The organism is Paenibacillus sp. FSL R5-0470 (genome assembly GCF_037975205.1).
Taxonomy (GTDB): domain Bacteria; phylum Bacillota; class Bacilli; order Paenibacillales; family Paenibacillaceae; genus Paenibacillus_AQ.
On record NZ_CP150238.1, the window covers coordinates 1,082,693 to 1,101,142 of the forward strand.

Annotated in this window: 17 protein-coding genes; 14 read left to right on the forward strand and 3 right to left on the reverse strand. The window is 43.3% G+C overall.

Annotation, left to right across the window (positions count from 1 at the left end; translation table 11 throughout):
* The first annotated feature begins 15 nt into the window (after positions 1 to 15).
* Positions 16 to 1,926 carry a HAMP domain-containing sensor histidine kinase gene (locus MKY99_RS04710; RefSeq protein WP_256716275.1) on the forward strand — a complete coding sequence of 637 codons (1,911 nt, stop codon included), beginning with the start codon at positions 16 to 18 and terminating at the stop codon, positions 1,924 to 1,926.
* A 16-nt stretch (positions 1,927 to 1,942) separates the two neighbouring features.
* Here the strand turns inward: MKY99_RS04710 and MKY99_RS04715 are convergent, their stop codons facing one another.
* Together MKY99_RS04715 and MKY99_RS04720 are read right to left on the reverse strand one after the other, a co-directional pair.
* Positions 1,943 to 2,182: an NHLP leader peptide family RiPP precursor gene (locus tag MKY99_RS04715; protein ID WP_170880314.1), complete on the reverse strand. Its 240-nt coding sequence runs from the start codon at positions 2,180 to 2,182 to the stop codon at positions 1,943 to 1,945.
* Positions 2,183 to 2,276: 94 nt separating this feature from the next.
* Positions 2,277 to 3,212, reverse strand: coding sequence for a hypothetical protein (locus MKY99_RS04720; RefSeq protein WP_339268984.1), 936 nt, complete (start codon positions 3,210 to 3,212; stop codon positions 2,277 to 2,279).
* Between the two features lie 103 nt (positions 3,213 to 3,315).
* On the opposite strand from MKY99_RS04720, the gene MKY99_RS04725 reads away from it, so the two are divergent.
* Positions 3,316 to 3,609, forward strand: coding sequence for a hypothetical protein (locus tag MKY99_RS04725; RefSeq protein WP_339268986.1), 294 nt, complete (start codon positions 3,316 to 3,318; stop codon positions 3,607 to 3,609).
* Between the two features lie 41 nt (positions 3,610 to 3,650).
* On the opposite strand, the gene MKY99_RS04730 is transcribed toward MKY99_RS04725, so the two are convergent.
* Positions 3,651 to 5,561: a family 20 glycosylhydrolase gene (locus MKY99_RS04730; RefSeq protein WP_339268988.1), complete on the reverse strand. Its 1,911-nt coding sequence runs from the start codon at positions 5,559 to 5,561 to the stop codon at positions 3,651 to 3,653.
* A gap of 84 nt (positions 5,562 to 5,645) precedes the next feature.
* On the opposite strand from MKY99_RS04730, the gene MKY99_RS04735 reads away from it, so the two are divergent.
* From MKY99_RS04735 to MKY99_RS04790, 12 genes are all read left to right on the forward strand, one after another.
* Entirely contained in the window at positions 5,646 to 6,500 is an 855-nt protein-coding gene (locus MKY99_RS04735; protein WP_076283894.1) for an AraC family transcriptional regulator, read from the forward strand.
* Positions 6,501 to 6,817: 317 nt separating this feature from the next.
* A complete protein-coding gene (locus tag MKY99_RS04740; RefSeq protein WP_042185158.1) occupies positions 6,818 to 8,464 on the forward strand; it encodes an ATP-binding protein in 1,647 nt (548 codons plus the stop codon).
* Between the two features lie 25 nt (positions 8,465 to 8,489).
* Positions 8,490 to 9,125, forward strand: coding sequence for a response regulator transcription factor (locus MKY99_RS04745; RefSeq protein ID WP_042185164.1), 636 nt, complete (start codon positions 8,490 to 8,492; stop codon positions 9,123 to 9,125).
* Between the two features lie 265 nt (positions 9,126 to 9,390).
* Positions 9,391 to 10,131 (forward strand): Wzz/FepE/Etk N-terminal domain-containing protein, encoded by a 741-nt coding sequence (locus MKY99_RS04750; RefSeq protein WP_076283895.1) that lies wholly within the window; start codon positions 9,391 to 9,393, stop codon positions 10,129 to 10,131.
* Positions 10,115 to 10,756, forward strand: a complete 642-nt coding sequence (locus MKY99_RS04755; protein WP_042185169.1) for a CpsD/CapB family tyrosine-protein kinase — start codon at positions 10,115 to 10,117, stop codon at positions 10,754 to 10,756. The genes MKY99_RS04750 and MKY99_RS04755 overlap by 17 nt, the downstream gene beginning before the upstream one ends.
* Positions 10,757 to 10,905: 149 nt before the next feature.
* Positions 10,906 to 11,796: a UTP--glucose-1-phosphate uridylyltransferase GalU gene (galU, locus tag MKY99_RS04760; RefSeq protein ID WP_042185171.1), complete on the forward strand. Its 891-nt coding sequence runs from the start codon at positions 10,906 to 10,908 to the stop codon at positions 11,794 to 11,796.
* Between the two features lie 30 nt (positions 11,797 to 11,826).
* Positions 11,827 to 12,519, forward strand: coding sequence for a sugar transferase (locus MKY99_RS04765; RefSeq protein ID WP_042124430.1), 693 nt, complete (start codon positions 11,827 to 11,829; stop codon positions 12,517 to 12,519).
* A 25-nt stretch (positions 12,520 to 12,544) separates the two neighbouring features.
* Positions 12,545 to 13,480: a glycosyltransferase gene (locus MKY99_RS04770; protein ID WP_339268993.1), complete on the forward strand. Its 936-nt coding sequence runs from the start codon at positions 12,545 to 12,547 to the stop codon at positions 13,478 to 13,480.
* A gap of 9 nt (positions 13,481 to 13,489) precedes the next feature.
* Positions 13,490 to 14,836, forward strand: a complete 1,347-nt coding sequence (locus MKY99_RS04775; protein ID WP_036676609.1) for an O-antigen ligase family protein — start codon at positions 13,490 to 13,492, stop codon at positions 14,834 to 14,836.
* Positions 14,833 to 15,606 (forward strand): WecB/TagA/CpsF family glycosyltransferase, encoded by a 774-nt coding sequence (locus tag MKY99_RS04780; RefSeq protein WP_036676606.1) that lies wholly within the window; start codon positions 14,833 to 14,835, stop codon positions 15,604 to 15,606. The genes MKY99_RS04775 and MKY99_RS04780 overlap by 4 nt, the downstream gene beginning before the upstream one ends.
* A complete protein-coding gene (locus MKY99_RS04785) occupies positions 15,603 to 17,081 on the forward strand; it encodes an O-antigen ligase family protein (protein WP_076299139.1) in 1,479 nt (492 codons plus the stop codon). The genes MKY99_RS04780 and MKY99_RS04785 overlap by 4 nt, the downstream gene beginning before the upstream one ends.
* On the forward strand, positions 17,047 to 18,432 hold the full coding sequence (locus MKY99_RS04790; RefSeq protein WP_339268995.1) for an oligosaccharide flippase family protein: 1,386 nt from the start codon (positions 17,047 to 17,049) through the stop codon (positions 18,430 to 18,432). Before MKY99_RS04785 ends, MKY99_RS04790 begins: the two co-directional genes overlap by 35 nt.
* Positions 18,433 to 18,450: the final 18 nt, after the last annotated feature.

The following is an 18,450-nucleotide window of genomic DNA, read 5'->3' on the forward strand; positions in this document are numbered from 1 at the left end:
GCCTATATGCGCTTGATGGTTAGAATACTCCACATTACAATCACCCTTTCACTCCTCCTGATAGGTTGTGGCTCTATTATTGTATCGGCAGCGAACCCAAATCCATCCCAAGAAATTACAAAGTGGCAAATGAAATGGGGGGATGAAACAGGAAATGCAGGACAAGAGATTCCGTGGAGTGAAGGCCAGCAAAGCTGGATGAACGTAGATTCTAAGAAGGAACTCCCGGAGTTACCTTCAGGAGTATCCTCTTCTTGGACCCGTATTTCCTTACCCGATTTAAGTTATGTGTCTCCTTCGGTGTATATCGATACTTTATATGCTCTTCATGTGAGAGTGTATGTGGAGGATCGTTTGATCTTCGAGGAAAATCGTAAATATATCAAGGATAACTATTCTTTGCTGTTGCCTTTAAGTAAAGAAGATAACGGGAAAACACTATATATCTGGACAGAAACCATGCAAGACAGAATTGGAATTAAAAAAAGTGTAATGATCGGTGAACATAGTCAATTAATTAATGAATATATTGAGAATGGACTAAGTGATGTGATTTTGGGCTGCGCTTTTTTTCTGGTGGCTATCGTTCTATTTATAAGTGCTCTATACATAAACAGAGATTATTTCTCCAGTGTTGCTTCACTAGCAGTGGTTATAGCGGCTACCGGAATCCTTTCTATAACCTACTCCCCCTTCATCTATACCTTTTATAATAAATTGGGGCCAATTAGTAACGTTTGCCTAGACTTAGCCCTTTTTTCACTTCTCCCAGCGCTTACCTTTTTATTTGAGAAATTATTCGGTAGTGGTAAATTCAGTATCATTCGAAAATTTCGTCAATTTCAAGTGCTTTACTCTTCTTTTTGTTTGTTATGTCTTTTAATCAATCTCCTATCAAATAATCGCTATATTGAGTTCTATTATTTTATTTCTACCACCATTATAGGGGTTATCCTTATCCTCCAATTCATCCTGCTGATCGCATGTGTGGTTATGTTCTCTCTTAAAGGAAATAAAGATGCTATTGTGTTTGCCATTGGATTTGGAACCGCTGCGTTTACTGTAGTTGCAGAGCTATTATGGTATTACATCCAAAAAGGGAATTATGATTTGTTCTTGTGGAAGTGGGGGCTGGTTGCTTTCATTATTTCCTTGATCGTAATTCTGGAACGAAGATTAGCCTATAACCATCAACAGGTTGTTAATTACTCTAGAGAACTAGAGCGTTTCAACAATGAATTGGAGCGTTCGGAAAAAATGGAGATCATTAGCGAGCTTGCTGCATCCGTAGCTCATGAAGTAAGAAACCCACTACAAGTCACCCGGGGATTTCTTCAGCTGCTTAGCGAGAAATCCGTTAACGAAGAGCAAATTTATATGTCAATGGCCCTAAGTGAACTAGATCGTGCATCCAATATTATTACAGATTTCTTAACCTTTGCTAAACCAGAATTTGAGACGATCTCTAGTCTGAATTTATATGATGAATTCAAGCATATTGAGAGTATTATGCAGCCCCTGTGTCACATCAATGGAGGGAAAATGATTCTGGATGTATCCGGCCAATTATGGGTAAAAGGAAATTCCTCGAAATTTAAGCAGGCGTTCATTAACATTATCAAGAACAGCATTGAATCATTCAGTGAAGAAGGGTTCATTTATATGTCGGTGTACGGTGAAGATAATAAAGTGATTATTCACATCAAAGATAACGGGGAAGGAATGGACCCTGATGTTCTGCACCGACTCGGAGAACCATATTTCACCAAAAAAAATAAAGGAACAGGTTTAGGATTGATGGTCACCTTTCGCATCATTGAAGCTATGCAAGGTGAAGTGAGATTTACAAGCAAAAAAGGAGTAGGAACCGAATCCATTACCATACTGCCATTGGCAGAAGCTCCGGATGATTCCTACTCCCTATGAGGTTAATCCTGCTGTCTTACCAAGAACCGCGTGGTGCTGCGGTTGCTTTCAATACATCTGATGATGGACTTGGTGGGATTACAAGATAGAATTCATTTGAACCTTCTTCAACGGCTTTCAAGGTAACGCTGTCGGGAATGATTACGCCTAGCGCTTCTTGGAGAGCTGCTTTTGGATCTGCGAGTAGTCTTTGCTTAAAACTTGGATCTTCCCATGCCTTTTGAATGACTTGATTTCTAAGAACTGCTTCTGACATAATAATCACCCTTTCCAAAATGTATATATTTACCTTTAATAATATAACATAGCAATTGTGCTAAATCTATTCTTTTTATTACAAAATAATAGATTTATTGTATATTTTTTGACAAATAATAAAACAAGCCTCCACCTTGTAAAAGCTGCTTTTCTGCTTCGATAGAATCTGAGATCTGTTGTAAGTTCGTCACCAACATGGAGTGGAATGCTAGGAGATGAGGTATATCTAAGCTGGAAGCCATTACTTTGCGATGCGTATCCTGCGCTAGCTCAGCATAGGTACGTAGTCCGTTTGCTGTAAACAGGAAGAATTCGACCTCTTTTGATGTGAGTGTGGTTGCTTTATCAGTGGATAGATAGCTTCGTGTGAGTGAGAGGAGACAATTATAGCTGCCTTCTGATAAATCCACGTTCCAGTCTTCATAGTCGTCAAGCATTTGCAGTGTAAGTAGAACAGAGTCGATCACTTCCTCAGACTGCGGTACAAGAGAATCCTTACCAGATAGCAGAAGGGCAGCGGTACTGGATAGTTTGAGCGGACTGGCTTTATAAGGGATCTTGATCCGATCATTAAGAAAATAATCACTGGTGGTTTCATTACTAACACTGTCTGCCCATTGAGCGATATAACGATTGAACGATGTCCAGAAAGAGGAGTCATTCGGAAATAAAAGTCTGTAGATATTCAAAAATTCAACATAGAGTAGGTTCGCTAAAGGTAATCTTTCGTATGTAGAGGATTCTTTGCTGTCCATCAGGTCATCCTGTATGAAAAAATATAGCATGAAGAAGACATTGCCCATCGACATTTGACGGGTAATTTCTGCTGAGAGCCCACAGCTTTTCTGAAGCCAAAAGGGTAATAGATAACATATGTAATTTTTGTGGCTTTCCGCATTGAATACGTTAAAATGTTCAAGATAGGACATGCCTTGTGAATTTAGAGGCTCAGGAAATTCGGAGATAATCTTTCTACTTTCTTGAAATACTAAGCGGAGTTCTTCTTCGTAATCATTTAGCCAATCCATTGCATCCCTCCTACAATAAAATTGCAAAAAACTGGTTCTTTCGCCCTGATTATATCCTTCTCTTTATTCCATTACAACTAAAATTTAGGAGGTTTAAGGACGAATGGAGTGCTTTACTTTTGGACAAATGCTTATGACTATTCGAATGGGGCAAAAGGCTGAAACGCCAGACGGCCGCATTGTGATGCGTACCTCTGCGGGACTTATTTGGACCAATGGGATATTGAATGGAAAAACAGTAGAAATCAAAGATTATTTGTTCTCTGATCTGTGGCAAATCTATGAGGATGAGGAAAGCATGAAAGAGGGAATCGGCAGAGAAAAGCATGAAAAGCGGGAGCGGGAAATGCTTGAAAATCAATATGAAGAGCTGCGCATAGCGAGTCGGAAACATTAAATTCAACGTTCGACTCGCCAATTGCAGCTAGGATGAGGAAATTACTTCGATTTCAATGCTTCGTATTGACCTCTAAGACGTAGAAGTCTCCAAATACTTTGATCTAAGCCACCGAGTCGGTTGCGCTCGGTCCACAATAGGCGATATTGATGAAGTAGAACATTCAAATCATTGATTTGCTCCGTAATCAGATTAGGGTCAATCGAATCTGGCGCGGATGCCAGCTGCAGTTTAATTCTTCCAAGCTGCACAGCGTGCTTCACAAAATGGATTCCGTTACTCAGTTCCTTAAGAACAAGATCAGCATCATCACATTGAAGATCAAGCCCCGAGAGACGTGCCTCGATAGAGAGCATGTATTCTTCGAGATTTTTGAAATGCTCTTCGGTAAGTTTCTCTACAATTAACAAATTGTCGAGATTAGTACGAAGAAGCAGGGACATTTCCGTATCATTTGAACGAATAATCTCGGATTCAAGCTGATAGTAATTGCCGAGATCAAGGAGTAGTTGACCAATACCCTCGGAACGATCCGCGAAGATGAATGTATTTAAATATTTTGCAGTGTCTACATCTAGATTGTTCTCTACATTCCAGGAAAGCGCAGCACCATAAACATATCCAGTGTAGCTGATTGGGAGATGCTGCCAATGCCCGTGATCACCCCAATCGGTAATGAGATAGCCGATAGAACCATTATTTTTGCCATGAATAGCTGCACTACGCAGATTGGCAAACATATTGTCGCTACGCCCTGTAATGGAGTTCCATGAGCTGGTACCTGGGCAGACATAGAAAGGAATACCTGCTTCACGGAATTTGAGGGTATCCGACTCAAAAGGATGTTCCGCACTGTAACCCCATTCCATAGCAATAATATCTTTAGGCAGGTGAGGGATCAGTTCGGGATGTTGGATAATAATATCACCCCAGAATTGCATCGTCTTGCCGCGTTTCGTAACAAGCTCATAAATCTTCTGAAGAAAAGATATATAGATCTGACCTTTACCTTGTGATTCAGCCAGCGCTTTGCTTTTGCCAAGACCAAGCTCATACGTTTCATCACAGCCTACATTAAATTGATTAGAGGAGAAGTATGGAAGCAGATCGTCGAACATTTTTTCTAGCAGAGGGAGCACGGCAGGATCTTCGGTATCAAACGTACCGGGATGCATAAATAGTCCCTCTGGATATACATCCCCCATGTACAATTCCTTGGGAAGCATAAATCCCTCTGGAATTTCGGCTAAAGCATTGAATTCAGGACGGGAAAGCCAGCCTTCCATATGTCCAAAGCTGTTCTGGTTTGGAACAAGCTCAATATAACGCGCCTTACAGTAGGCATCTAGAAGCAGGATTTCCTCTCCTGTGATTGGAGTCTCAAGCTCCCACACTTGAGGGAAAGATTCGTACGCGAACGGCGTACCTTCTATATATAGCTGAAGCTGGTTCATCTTCAGATCGGCCATAAGGTCAATAATTCGGTACAAGGTTTCTTGCTTTGGAATTTTATTGCGGCTGATATCAACGGTTATCCCTCTCGCTCCAAAATCAGGTTCATCGCGAATATGTAGATGAGGAATAGATCTGCCGCTTTGTTCAATGATTTGTTTCAGAGTGGCTACTGCGTAGAAGGCACCGACAGGTGAGCTATAGGAGACAACGATACCGCTCTGATCAACAACTATTTCGTATGCCTGCTCAGATAATGACGGCACATAGCTAAAGATACAAGCGGATACGACCGTTGGACGTGTGCCAATAGATAAGGTCAAATGAAGATTTAAGGCTTGTTTAATCACAGCTTGCAGCTTTTGTGCAGCAGGCATTGAACTTTCCTCTCCCGTACTAGGAAGCACAATGCTTCCGCTTATTGGGAAACGGTATGAGTCCTGTGACAATGTGATTTCACGCGGATTAGGCAGAAGCAGTAGTGTAGAATGATTAAGCATAGCGTGGACACCTCTTATTCATGTAGAATATGATCAACTTCACAATAACCTTATCACTACTAAACAGAGGGGGGAATGTCTATAATGTCCAAGCGCATGGATTATATGATCAGTCCATATCCAATACGAATTATTGATCCGAAGGTTGAGTCCTCTAAGCTGAAGCTTAAAAATATTAGAGTAGGACAAGCCGGCCATTTGCCTGGAAGAACGTTATTCCGTTCAGGCGTAGTTTTTGAACACTGGGCTATTGTTTACATAGTATCAGGTGGTGGCACCTATATGGAGACTTCGGGGAAAGAACAGCAGGTGCGTGAAGGCAGCTTATTCTTTTTTCGCCCAGGATACAGTTACAATTTCGGTCCACCACCTGGAGGGAGCTGGGATGAATATTATATTAATTTTAATGGGACACGTGTATCGGAATGGCTGGAGTCGGGTCTAATCGCTGGCGGGAATGTGTTCCAAGCGAATTCGATCATGGGTCTTTCGACCTTATTTGAAGAGGTACTACAACGAATGGAGAGTGGAGAACCTGCAGATGCGGATCGGGCCGCACTACTCGTTGAAAGGATGCTATTGGAGTGTTCTTTTATAATAGAAGAAAAAAGTTGGAATGCTCAGGCAGATTATATGCGTCAGATTCGGGAGGACCTGAATTTATGCATTTATGGTGAAATGGACCTAGAGCAAATTGCGGCAAAACATCATATCTCGATGTCTACCCTTCGTCGTCTTGTTCGGCGTAGTAGCGGGTATCCGCTTCATGAATATATTCACCGTCTTAAAATGGCTGAGGCCAAAAAGCTGCTTCTAAATACCCCATTACAAGTAAAAGAAATATCGGGCATGCTTCATTATAATGATCCATTCTATTTTTCACGTTTATTTAAAAAATATATGGGGATTGCGCCACAGCTTTGTCGTAGTAACATTTAAATCGACATCATACTACTAGAGTCCCAATGTGAATTGTTATAATTATATAATTGTTGTCGTTTTATGAGATATGTTAAAAATTATGGATTAATATTACATAAATACGTTAGTTCTTTATAACTATAGTGGATGAAATGACAAATTTTAGGTATAAAATCTTCTAAAAAAATAATAAATTTTTTGTAACTATTTTTCAAATGGAAGCGCAAACATGGGAAATGTCAGCTTGTTATTGTGATTTTTCTCATGTATGATGCTTTTATCGAGCACAGTACAATCTCGCATTTTCCAAAAAAACTGGAGAATAGGGTGGTGGGATGAAAATCAAACCAACTGCAGAAGACAAACTGATTGAGTATTACAGGTACTTCTCTTTGTCCCTCACATCGCTCATGTATCTTCTAGATAAAACGGGACCTTCCGTAATTTATAAATCCCTTGTTATTGCCATACTCTTTCTGTTTGCACAAACGTTCTCATTTTTTTATCGGAGGTTACGAAGCAGGCCAAAGACTCTCGTCCTGGCTGTTAGTATAGAGATGGTGGGAATTATTGCATTGACTTTGTTTACCGGTGGGTACGAGAGTTCCTTTAGGCTCTATGTGCTAAACCCTGTATTGATTGCTGCAGGCTCATTGTCCATTTATTTTGGATGGTCGCTGCTTTTAAGTTACATCAGTATTTTTGCGGTGCTCTGTTATTTTTTTATCAATTCTGCGAACAAAACTTTTTTGGAAATTGTATTTGTAAATGGGAATCTGTTTCTAACACTGGTACTTACGGTTATAATAATGCAGATCGTTAATCGGATGAAGCGGCAACGTGAAGAATCGAATGCTCGCACGAAAGAGACGATGGAGCATATCAAATCGCTGTACCATATCGTGGAAACCTCAAGCCAACATGATTTCATGAATATCGGTCAAGTGATCACCGATTATGTTGTTAAGCTAACGAAGCTAGATAAGGCTTTGTTTTGGTTCGCCAAGAAAAGCGGAGAACCAGCACCGCAGAGCAGGCAGACCGGCTGGCAGCAGGAAGAGGAACAGTTCTTATTCTCAGAACTGGGAAAACATGAACATGAATGGAGATTGCAGCGAGAGCCTATTTTTAGAAATCTTCCGGGATTAGGAGATTTCCTGCTAATGCCTGTACGGATGAGCACCCGATTTGTAGGGATGATTGGACTCAAGCTGGAGTCTACAGAGGGGCTGGAAGGCCGCAGATGGTATATTCAACAATTGATATTCTTATCTGAGCTAAGTGCGAATATTCTTGAAAGGCATGAGCTTGGTGTGATTGAGAACCGGTTGATCATCACGAACGAACAGAACCGGATTGCGGATGAAATGCACGACAGTGTATCCCAAAGCCTTTTTGGTATTGTGTATGCGACGCATTCGCTGAAGGAATCGTGGAAGAGAATGTCAGATCATGAGCTAGAAGAACAAATTGAGCTTATTCATGACTCTGCTACAAAGGTTGCTAAAGAACTGCGGATCACGATCTACAGTCTTAGCTCCAAGAAGAGTGGCGGGCCTACATGGCTCGGTATGGTAAGATCACATTTAAAGAGCTTATCCAGATTAAATGATGTTGATATTGAATTAAAAATAACGGGAGATGATTTCAGTCTCCCTTATCCTTACCACAAAGCGCTTTTTCGGATTATCTCCGAAGCCACTGGTAATGCCATCAGGCATGGTGCTGCCAGTCGAGTGGATGTAGAACTGTCTCTGAAGCCGACTTGGATTCGATTATTGATTTGTGATAATGGTGTTGGTTTTGATACTGATTTGTTATGGATTGAATCCGAAGATAGTGCGAGTGGGCTTGGCATGAAGAATATGCAATATTTGACGCAGTCGCTAGGTGGCGACTTCCAGCTGTCCAGTAATGAAAATATGGGAACGAGAATCTTGATTTCCATTCCTGTGGGTGTAGCTGAATTAAAGAATGCATAAACTTTAGGGCGGGAGGTCGTTTCTAATGAAAATCGTCATTGTAGATGATCATCCTCTAGTTAGAAGAGGGCTGGCATCCGTTATTTCGATGCAACCGAATGTGAAGTTTGCTGGAGAGGCGACGAACGGCCAAGAAGCGCTTCTTGTGATTGAGGAGACGCAGCCTGACCTTGTACTCATTGATCTTAAGCTAGCGGATGAATCAGGACTTGATGTCATCAAGAAAGCGCGTGCTCGTGGAATCGTTAGTAAGTTTATTCTGCTGACATCATCTGCAAGCAGAGAGGATTTTCTGAAAGCTGAGGAAGTGCTGGTAGACGGATATGTACTGAAAGAGGCATTGCCAGAAGAGTTACTATTTGCTATCCAGTTGGTCCATAAAGGAAGAAAGTATTATGATCCTGGTCTGATGGAAGATAAGATGCGAATGAGTGAAAGCAGTCCGACAGATGAATTGACCCCGAAAGAGAAGGAAGTCTTAATCGAACTAGGACAGGGCGCTTGCAACAGAGAAATTGCCTCACGTCTTTTTATTAGTGAATTTACAGTGAAAAAGCATGTCAGTCAGATTTTAGCGAAATTACAGGTGGCAGATCGTACACAGGCAGCGCTTTACGCAAATGCTGTCGGATTGACCAAATATGAAATGTCTTATGAGTGAAAGTTGAAATAATTTATAAGCATTGTACATAAACACGGACTCGATGTCCGTGTTTTTTTGTGCGTCAAAACTTAAATTAGCCCTAAATATGGCGCTAAAGTATACCTCACCCCCCTCTTAAGGAGTACAACGTCTTACTCCAAAGTGAAGAGGAAAGTGATGATATGAGCCATGTGGCGAATGGTGTGGATTGATAGAATTAAAGCAACAACTGAAACTTTCATGAATGCTTTCAGAATGTAATTTTAGCGGAAGGAGGGTTACTGTGGAAAAGACGATTCTGGATTACATTAACCTGATTAAAAAAAGGTTTTGGCTCATCATGGTGTTCGTTTTGATCTCCTGTGCTACGACTTACTACGTTAGTAAAAACTTCGTTGAACCCGTCTATTCCGCTTCCGGACAGCTGCTTGTCAACAATATTGCCAAGGCTCCCGAGAGCAACAATCTTAACGATTTGAGCTTTAGCCTGAATTTAATTGAGAGTTACAAGGAAATTATGAAATCACCGACCATCATGAAAAGCGTAATAGAAAATCACCCGGAGTTTGGTCTGACGGCTGATGAACTAAGTCAGAAGCTTGAGATTAAAACTTCAGAGAAGAGCCAGGTGATCAACCTCAATGTTCAGGATGAAAACTACACCAAAGCTGCCGGGATCGTAAATGCGGTTTCGCAGACATTCATTCGTGAATTGCCATCGCTGATGAGGGTAGACAATGTGACCTTGCTGACACCGGCCGATCCGACTGATGTTCCAGGGCCCTCGAACGGCGGGTTTGCGATGAATCTCATCATCAGCTTTGTTGTATCGCTTATGGCAGCCCTAGGAATTATTTTGCTGATGGAAACTCTTAACGGCACATTAAGGTCTGAAAAGGAAGCGGAATATGACCTTGGTCTTCCGGTAATTGCTTCGATCGCAACCATTCGTAAACGCGATTTGGGTAAGGCAGCAGGCGGCAACACAAGAGTGAAGGAGGGTGCTTATGTTGCGGCTAAATAAGAGTCTGGTTACGGATGTTAATCCATCCTCGCATATCTCGGAATCGTTCCGATCGCTACGCACATATATACGCCAGCTTGGAATAGCGCAGGGTAGCGGAGGAAAAGTGCTACTCTTTACGTCAGCAGAAGCTGGAGCAGGCAAGACGACGATTTTGTCAAATCTAGCGGTGTCTTTCGTCCAGGATGGCAAGAAGGTAGCGGTGGTGGACTGCAATCTGCGACATCCCGGTCTTCATACAGTGTTTGAAGTAGAGGGTAGTGACGGGCTTGCGGCTTATTTAAGTGGGCAAGAGGAAGCGGATAACATCGCTGTCCTCGGAAATTTGGCCAATCTTTCGGTCATCCCGGCGGGTAAAACGCATGTTAGTCCGCCGGATTTGCTGGGCAACCCTAAAATGACCGCTTTGCTTGAGGAACTAAAAGAAAACTACGATCTGATCCTGCTGGATTCTCCTTCGGCAGTCGATTTCAGTGATGCTCGTATATTGGCACCTCAAGCGGACGGCGTGATCCTGGTGGCCAGATACGGAAAGTCCAAACGGGAATCGATCCGCAAAGCGAAGACGCTGCTTGAACAGACCGGCTCTAATCTAATCGGAATTGCCATGAACCAGGCGAAGTAAATGTTTATGCTTTCGAAGTAAGCTTTGCTCGAAGTCAAATCATTGAAGCTAATGCTCACAAAACTTAAGTTTATGCTTTCGAAGTGAGTTTTGTACGAAGTCAAATCATTGAAGCTAATGCTCACAAAACTTTTAGGAGGTAAAGTGCGATGAAAAAGGTAAAAAAAGTAATCATACCCGCGGCAGGACTAGGTACGCGCTTTCTTCCTGCAACGAAAGCCATGCCTAAAGAAATGCTTCCGATTATCAATAAACCAACCATTCAATACATTGTGGAGGAAGCTATTGCTTCCGGTATTGAAGATATCATCATTGTTACTGGTAAAGGTAAAAGAGCCATTGAAGATCATTTTGACAATGCGTTTGAGCTGGAGTCTAGGCTTCTGGAAGATGGAAAGCTGGATCTGCTTAAAGAGGTTCAACGTTCAGCCAAGGTAGAAATTCACTATATCCGCCAGAAAGAACCGAAGGGTCTGGGGCATGCCGTATGGTGTGCAAGACGGTTTATCGGAGATGAGCCATTCGGTGTCATGTTAGGCGATGATATCGTCACAGGAGCCGTACCTTGCCTTAAGCAGCTGATCGATCAATATGAAGAAACACAAAACTCGGTTATCGGAGTTCAAGAGATTCCTGATGAATTCACGAATCGTTACGGTATTATTGAACCGGATTTGCAGGACGGTAAATTGTATCGGGTTAACAATTTTGTAGAGAAGCCGCCACTAGGTACGGCACCTTCTAATCTGGCGATCATGGGCCGTTATGTGTTTACTCCAAAGATCTTTAAATATCTCGATTTGATGGAAGAAGGCGCTGGCGGAGAGATCCAGTTGACAGATGCCATTCAGAAGCTAAATCAGAGCGAACGGGTATATGCCTATAATTTTGACGGAACAAGATATGATGTCGGCGAGCGGCTTGGATATATTTTGACAACACTTGAATTTGCACTGCAAAGTGAAGATTTGCGCTATCCGGTGATGGATGCAATGGCGGAATGGCTGAATAAAATGGGACAAACCAGCTTGAGTAGTTAAGTTGAGTTCGCAAAATTTTAGATGAGGAGGATGAGCATGCAAAAACTGCCGGAAGACTACGAGGCGGTCCTGCCGAAACTTTACATGCTGCATACCGATGAGAGAAGGAAAGAAGCGGAGTCCTATTTGATAATGAAACGGATGATCGATATCTTTTTTTCCGCTCTTGGTCTTCTCGTGTTAATGCCATTATTTGTTGTCGTGGCGATTCTGATCAAGCTGGAGGATCCGAAAGGAAAGGTGTTCTTTCGGCAAAACCGGGTTGGGAAGAATGAAAAGCAGTTCCCGATGTATAAGTTCAGATCCATGGTTAGTAACGCTGAGGAGTTAAAAGAAAACCTGATGGCCTATAACGAAGTGAGCGGTGCCATGTTCAAGATTAAGAACGATCCGCGGATCACACAGATAGGGAGATTCCTGCGCAAGACGAGCATCGATGAGCTACCTCAGCTGTGGAATGTGCTGATAGGTCAAATGAGTCTGGTCGGTCCTCGTCCTCCGCTGCCTGAAGAGGTGGCTCAGTATACGGAATATGACAAACAGCGTTTGACGGTTACACCAGGCTGTACCGGATATTGGCAAGTAAATGCCCGAAATAGTGTCGGCTTCGACGAAATGGTACAGCTGGACTTAACCTACATCCATATTCGGAGCACCATGCTGGATCTAAAAATCATTGCTAAAACCGGACTGATGTTACTCGGTTCAAAAGATGCTTATTAATAATGTGGAAATTAGGTGAATGCCGATGCGTGAATACGGAGACGTTCCTAAGCTTTCCATTATCATCTGTACCTACAACAGAGCACCTTTATTGATCAAGACGCTTCAGTCACTTTTAAAGCTAGATCACTTAGAGCAGGCGGAGATCATTGTTGTGGATAACTGTTCCAAGGATGATACTGAAGCTTGCGTCAAAAAGTTTATAGGAAAGCATGGAGCTGATGTGAATATCCGCTACATGATGGAGCCGATGCAGGGGCTTTCAGCGGCTAGAAATACAGGAATTCTGGCTTCCAAATCGCCGCTGATTGCCTTTCTCGATGATGATGCGATACCTTGCCAGCGATGGATAACAACGATTGTCAGTACTTTCGAGAGTAAACCGGAGGTCATGGCTATGGGAGGCAAAATCGCTCCGATATTTGAAAGTAAACGTCCGGAATGGTTGATTAAACCCTTTGAGCTTCCGTACACGATTGTTGATTTAGGTAGCCGGATTAAGGAATATCCCAAGCAACTTCATCCTTGTGGGGCCAATATGGCGATGCGGAAGCTCGTATTCGACATCAGTCTTTTTCCCCTAGATCTCGGAAGAAAGGGTGATTCTCTGCTCTCCGGTGAAGAGACCTGGTTATTCGGACAGATTCAAAAAGAAGGGCATTCCATCCTCTACCATCCGGAAATGGCGGTTGACCATTTCGTTCCGGCGGCCCGTTTAACGGAAGATTGGATTATGAGGCGCTATTATAGCCAAGGCATCTCTAACGCTATGAAAAGCGAAGGACTAAAAGGCAAGCTGCTTCTAGTGGGAAAGACAGCCGCTAAGCTCGTGTATATCCTGGCTGATTCTATCCTCTCAAGAAGTAAAGGAAGAAGGCTTTTGAACAAATGCAGGCTGGAGAGTATTCGTGGAACGCTTCATATGATTCTCAATCGGGAGAGGCATTCTGCAGCGGGGTGAGGGATTAATATGACAAATTTTGAGTGGGGCTCCAAATTAAATGTTTTGCCATACGGGATGCTCTATCTCATGTCGGCCCTGTTCTTTGGAACGGCGGTCATCTACCAGCCGATGATTGCGATAGCTGCCGTGCTTCTGATTATTTTGCTGGGAATCTCGATTTCACGGCCTGAACTGATCAGTTATTTCGTTCTAATTACGACGGCAATATCGATTAACTTTTTATATGATGGCAGCATGTTCGGAATGGAGATACTGTCCCTTTATAAATTGGTTATCGTGATGCTGCTTGTTCCTTGTATTCTGGTCAATGGTTTGCGGTTTCGTCTGAGTCACCCCTTGTGGGCAATGGTAGCGCTGCTGGTGATTACCTTTGGATCTTCGATCTGGCTGCCGGAAATGACCTCATCCATTGCAGTTAAAGCTTTTATCGGTCTATCCATTCCATTCGTATTTTTATTAATCAACTGGAAAAAGAATGTAGCCGAGCTGCAAATCAAAATTATCTGTATGCTTCCCCTTGTTAGTGTAGTGGTTGGTTTGTTGCTGCAGCTTGCGCATGTTCATAATTTTCTCAACATCGAGTATACAGGCGCTGTACGGATTCAGGGGGCTAATATTCCTGCGCATCTAGCGATGCTGGCCTTTATGGGAGTAGCGATTCCATTTATAGAGGTGAAGCGGAATCCGCAGCAAGCACGCTTTTTCTATATCATGTTAGTTCTAAATTTCTTTATCTTGATTGGAACAGGAACAAGAGGGCCTATATTGGCACTTGGACTTACCGTTCTCTATTACTTCTATGATATTCTCCGCCAATATTTGAAGGGCAGAACCTATCTGCTAATTCCGTTGATGGGTGCATTTTTCCTGATTATGGTCGCCGTTTTCTGGCAGCTCGATAATTTTGAGAAACGTTCCTTTGAGAGACAGACAGATACGGCTGTTGATTTATCAGGAAGGTCAGAGGCATGGGAGTATTTCTTAAACAAGGCTGCGGACTCTCCTTGGTCTGGTAGAGGGCTGGGAGCAGTGACGGTAGCAAATGATGGAACATTGTATAAGGGTTTTGTAGTTCCGCACAACGAGTATATCCGCTTTTACTTCGATGGGGGATATATTGGCGCTATTCTGTTGATGTTCTCTTTATTGGCTGTATTTATTCTGGTGTACAGAGCATTGGCTCCGCCGATCAAACCTTATTATCTGTTATTTATTGCAGCGTTTTTAATCTACTCATTCTCCGATAACACGCTGTCGACGGTCCAATTTATTATTCCGTTCTGTTGGTACCTGAACTGCCTGTATCGATCTTCACAGCCAACCGATTCCCCACAAAAAGAAGTGATACGATGAGTCAAGTGAACATGTTCGATGTCAATTTTGATAACTATGATTTCATGGATTTGCTTGATTACATTGATAAAACCATTCAGGAGAGGAATCAGTCTTATATCCTCACTTGCAATGTAGATCATGTGATCAAGCTTCGTAAGGATAAAGAATTTCAAACGGTATATTCGAAGGCAGGCGCAGTTGTTGCTGACGGAATGCCACTGATCTGGGCATCCAAAATGCTAGGCAAGCCGCTTAAGCAGAAGGTATCCGGCGCGGATCTATTTAATCGATTGGGCAACGCCTTTGAGCAAAGGAAGTACCGGCTGTTCTTCTTAGGCTCAGCTGAAGGCGTGGCGGAACGGGCAGCGATGAATTTGAAAACAGCGCATCCCGGAATAAATGTGGTTGGCTGTTATTCTCCATCCTATGGATTCGAACACAATGAGGAGGAGAATGAACGCATTATAGAAATGCTGACAGAGTGCCAGCCAGATATCGTGTTTGTTGGTGTAGGAGCGCCTAAGCAGGAAAAGTGGATTTACCGCCACTATACCTCTTATCAAGCTCCGATATCGATCGGAGTGGGAGCGACCTTTGATTTTCTGTCAGGCTCAGTGAAACGAGCGCCTAGCTTTATGCAAAAAACAGGGTTCGAATGGTTCTGGCGGCTAAGCCAGGAGCCGGGCCGGCTCTGGAAAAGATATCTTGTGGATGATGCACAATTTCTACTTTTATTACTTAAGGAACTGCGTAAGCGGGATAAGGTGAAGGAAGGAGGCTTGGAATGAGTGTATTTACGCCCCCATCACTTAGGTTCATCAAGACAGTTGGATTAATAGGGGGGACTGCAGCTGCAGGTGTCTCTCTTCCGCTGATCATCGGCTTCTCCAGTGCGATGCTGAGTTCATCGAACAGTCTGCAGGGAGCCATTCTCTCAGCCATCCTATTCCCGGCTTTCTTGCTAGCCATACTTAGACCGAAAATGCTGGTTGCTTATACCTTGCTAATCTGGGCCGTAGCTCCAGAGCTGCGCCGCATTGCTGACTGGTCAGAAGGAGTGTATCACTCTGTATCCTTGCTGAGCTTAGCACCCTTGTTAACCGGTGTAACCTTGATTATTCCGCTGCTGAAGGAGATTCATAATATTCAAAAAGCCTCCACGCGGATCATGTTAATGTTCGCAGTAGCACTGGGTTATGGTGCTTTAATCGGTTTGGCTAAGAATGGCATGGGTTCAGTTTATGACTTAGCGAATTATATTGTGCCACTGCTGTTATTGCCGTACTTTGCCGTCACGAAGTTCAAGCCGAAGGATATCGATCGACTGCTTACCGCTTTTGCCAATATTGCAGTCCTAGTTGCCATTTACGGGATTGTTCAGTATTTAACGGTGCCACCTTGGGATGTGTTCTGGATGAAACATGCGGATATGATGTCCATCGGAAATCCATATCCATTGGAAATCCGAGTGTTCTCTACGCTGAATTCGCCCGGACCAGCTGCAACATTCTTAGCGTTTGCTTTAGTTCCGATGATACTGGAGAAAAAATGGCGGGGAACATTGCGCTGGATCGGCGTTCTGCTAGTTGTAATCTGCCTGCTGACTACTTTGGTACGTGCGGCATGGCTGATACTTCTGGTGATGCTGCTCATGTATATTGGAACCTCTCCTTCTAAGGGAAAGTGGAAAACCTTGATCCAATTAGTTTTTGTGGCTGCTGCGTTGTTCTGGGTTGTGCCAAAATTGCCTGGTGCCGAAGGACTGGTTGCTCGGGTAGAGACACTTTCTTCTGTTCAAGAAGATCACTCTTATAATGAACGGCTAAGCTTATGGCAAAACATGCTGCCGATGGTTGCCGCCAATCCAGTAGGTCAGGGAATTGGTAGTGTTGGCCAAGGGACTAAGCTTGGTAATGACGGCGAGCTTGGAGAGTACGGAATTATGGATAACGGAGTTATCGCCTTACTGCTTACCTTTGGTATTCTGGGTGCTGTTTTCTTCTTCGGAGCTTTAGGCGCAGTTGTCAAACAGATATTCGCTAGAGTAATCAGCAGGGACCAATTGCAGCCATACGCCCGACTTGCTCTTGCTACTTGGACCGGTGCGATAGTCAGTTTGGTATCAGATAATGGGTTTCCCGGACTCAAGGGATACTTAATCTGGATGCTGATCGGTCTTGGCCTCAGTGCAAGGGAGATTACACAAAGTAGAAGGAAGGGAACACCGTATGCAGCAATTGAATGCAAAATCTCTCCCCGCTAGAACAATCTGGTCATCTTTTAGATTGTTCGCGAAGAGTAAGGATAACAGCTCGGCAGCCGTGAAGACAATGTTTGTCAGTGTCATGATCCTACTGATTAACATGTTAACGGGTGTACTGACCGCCCGTTATCTTGGACCGACAGGACGTGGGGAACAGACGGCAATGATTAACTGGTCACAGTTTCTGGCCTTTAGCATGAGCTTTGGGATTCCATCAGCTCTGATTTATAACGCTAAGAAAAACCCGGAGGATGCCGGAGTGCTTTATCGAATGGCATTGCTGCTGGGTATCATTTTTGGGGTCATAGCGATGATTATTGGTATCGTGGTCTTGCCTTATTGGCTGAAATCCTTCAGTCCGGAGGTCGTGACCTTTGCTCAGTGGTCTATGATTCTGTGTCCGATTATAGTGATCTCTCAAATTAACAATGCAGCTTTTCAATTCAGAGGTGAATACAAGAGGTTTAATTGGATTCGCTATCTAGTGCCGTTGCTTACACTGACGATGATCGGGATATTGATCGCGCTGGATCGGATGAATCCATTTACAACTGCAGTTGCCTATCTTCTTCCTGGAGCGCCGCTGTTTATCGGAATGACGATTTCCTTGCTTCGTACCTATAAGGTGAAGATGAGAGGGGCCTATCAGAATTTAAAAAGATTGTTTACTTACGGGCTTGGTTCCTACGGCAATGACTTGCTTGGCAATTTCTCTTATTATATCGATCAGATCGTAATTGCCGGTTTGTTAAGACCTGCTGATCTGGGGCTGTATGTAGTGGCTGTGAGTCTATCGCGAATGGTCAATTTTTTCTCAAGCTCGATTACTATCGTACTGTTTCCCAAGGCCTCTGAGCTGTCAAAAGAACAGGCAGTTGAGTTAACATTCAAAGCCTTTCGCATAAGTACGACTTTCACCATGCTTGGCGGAGTAGTCCTGATGCTCTTAGCCCCTTTAGTAATTCCGTTGATGTACGGCAAAGACTTCAATGCGGCATTAACCGTGTTTCGCTTGTTGCTCCTTGAAGTGACTATTAGCGGGGGGACGATCATTCTGGCGCAGGCCTTTATGGCGCTAGGCAAGCCGAAAATTGTTTCGATGCTTCAAGGTTTTGGCTTACTCTTGGTTATCCCAATGTTGTTCCTGCTCATCCCTAAGTTTGGCTTACTCGGAGCAGGGATAGCGATGTTGTCATCAGCAATCCTGCGATTCTTCTTCATTGTTCTCAATATAAAGTACACCTTAAAAGTTAAACTACCCCGGCTGCTCATTACCCGGGAGGACATCCAGTGGATGAAGACGACGATGAATTCTTACATTCGCAAGAAACCGATGGATATGAATGGATAATGCGAAAGACAAAGGAGG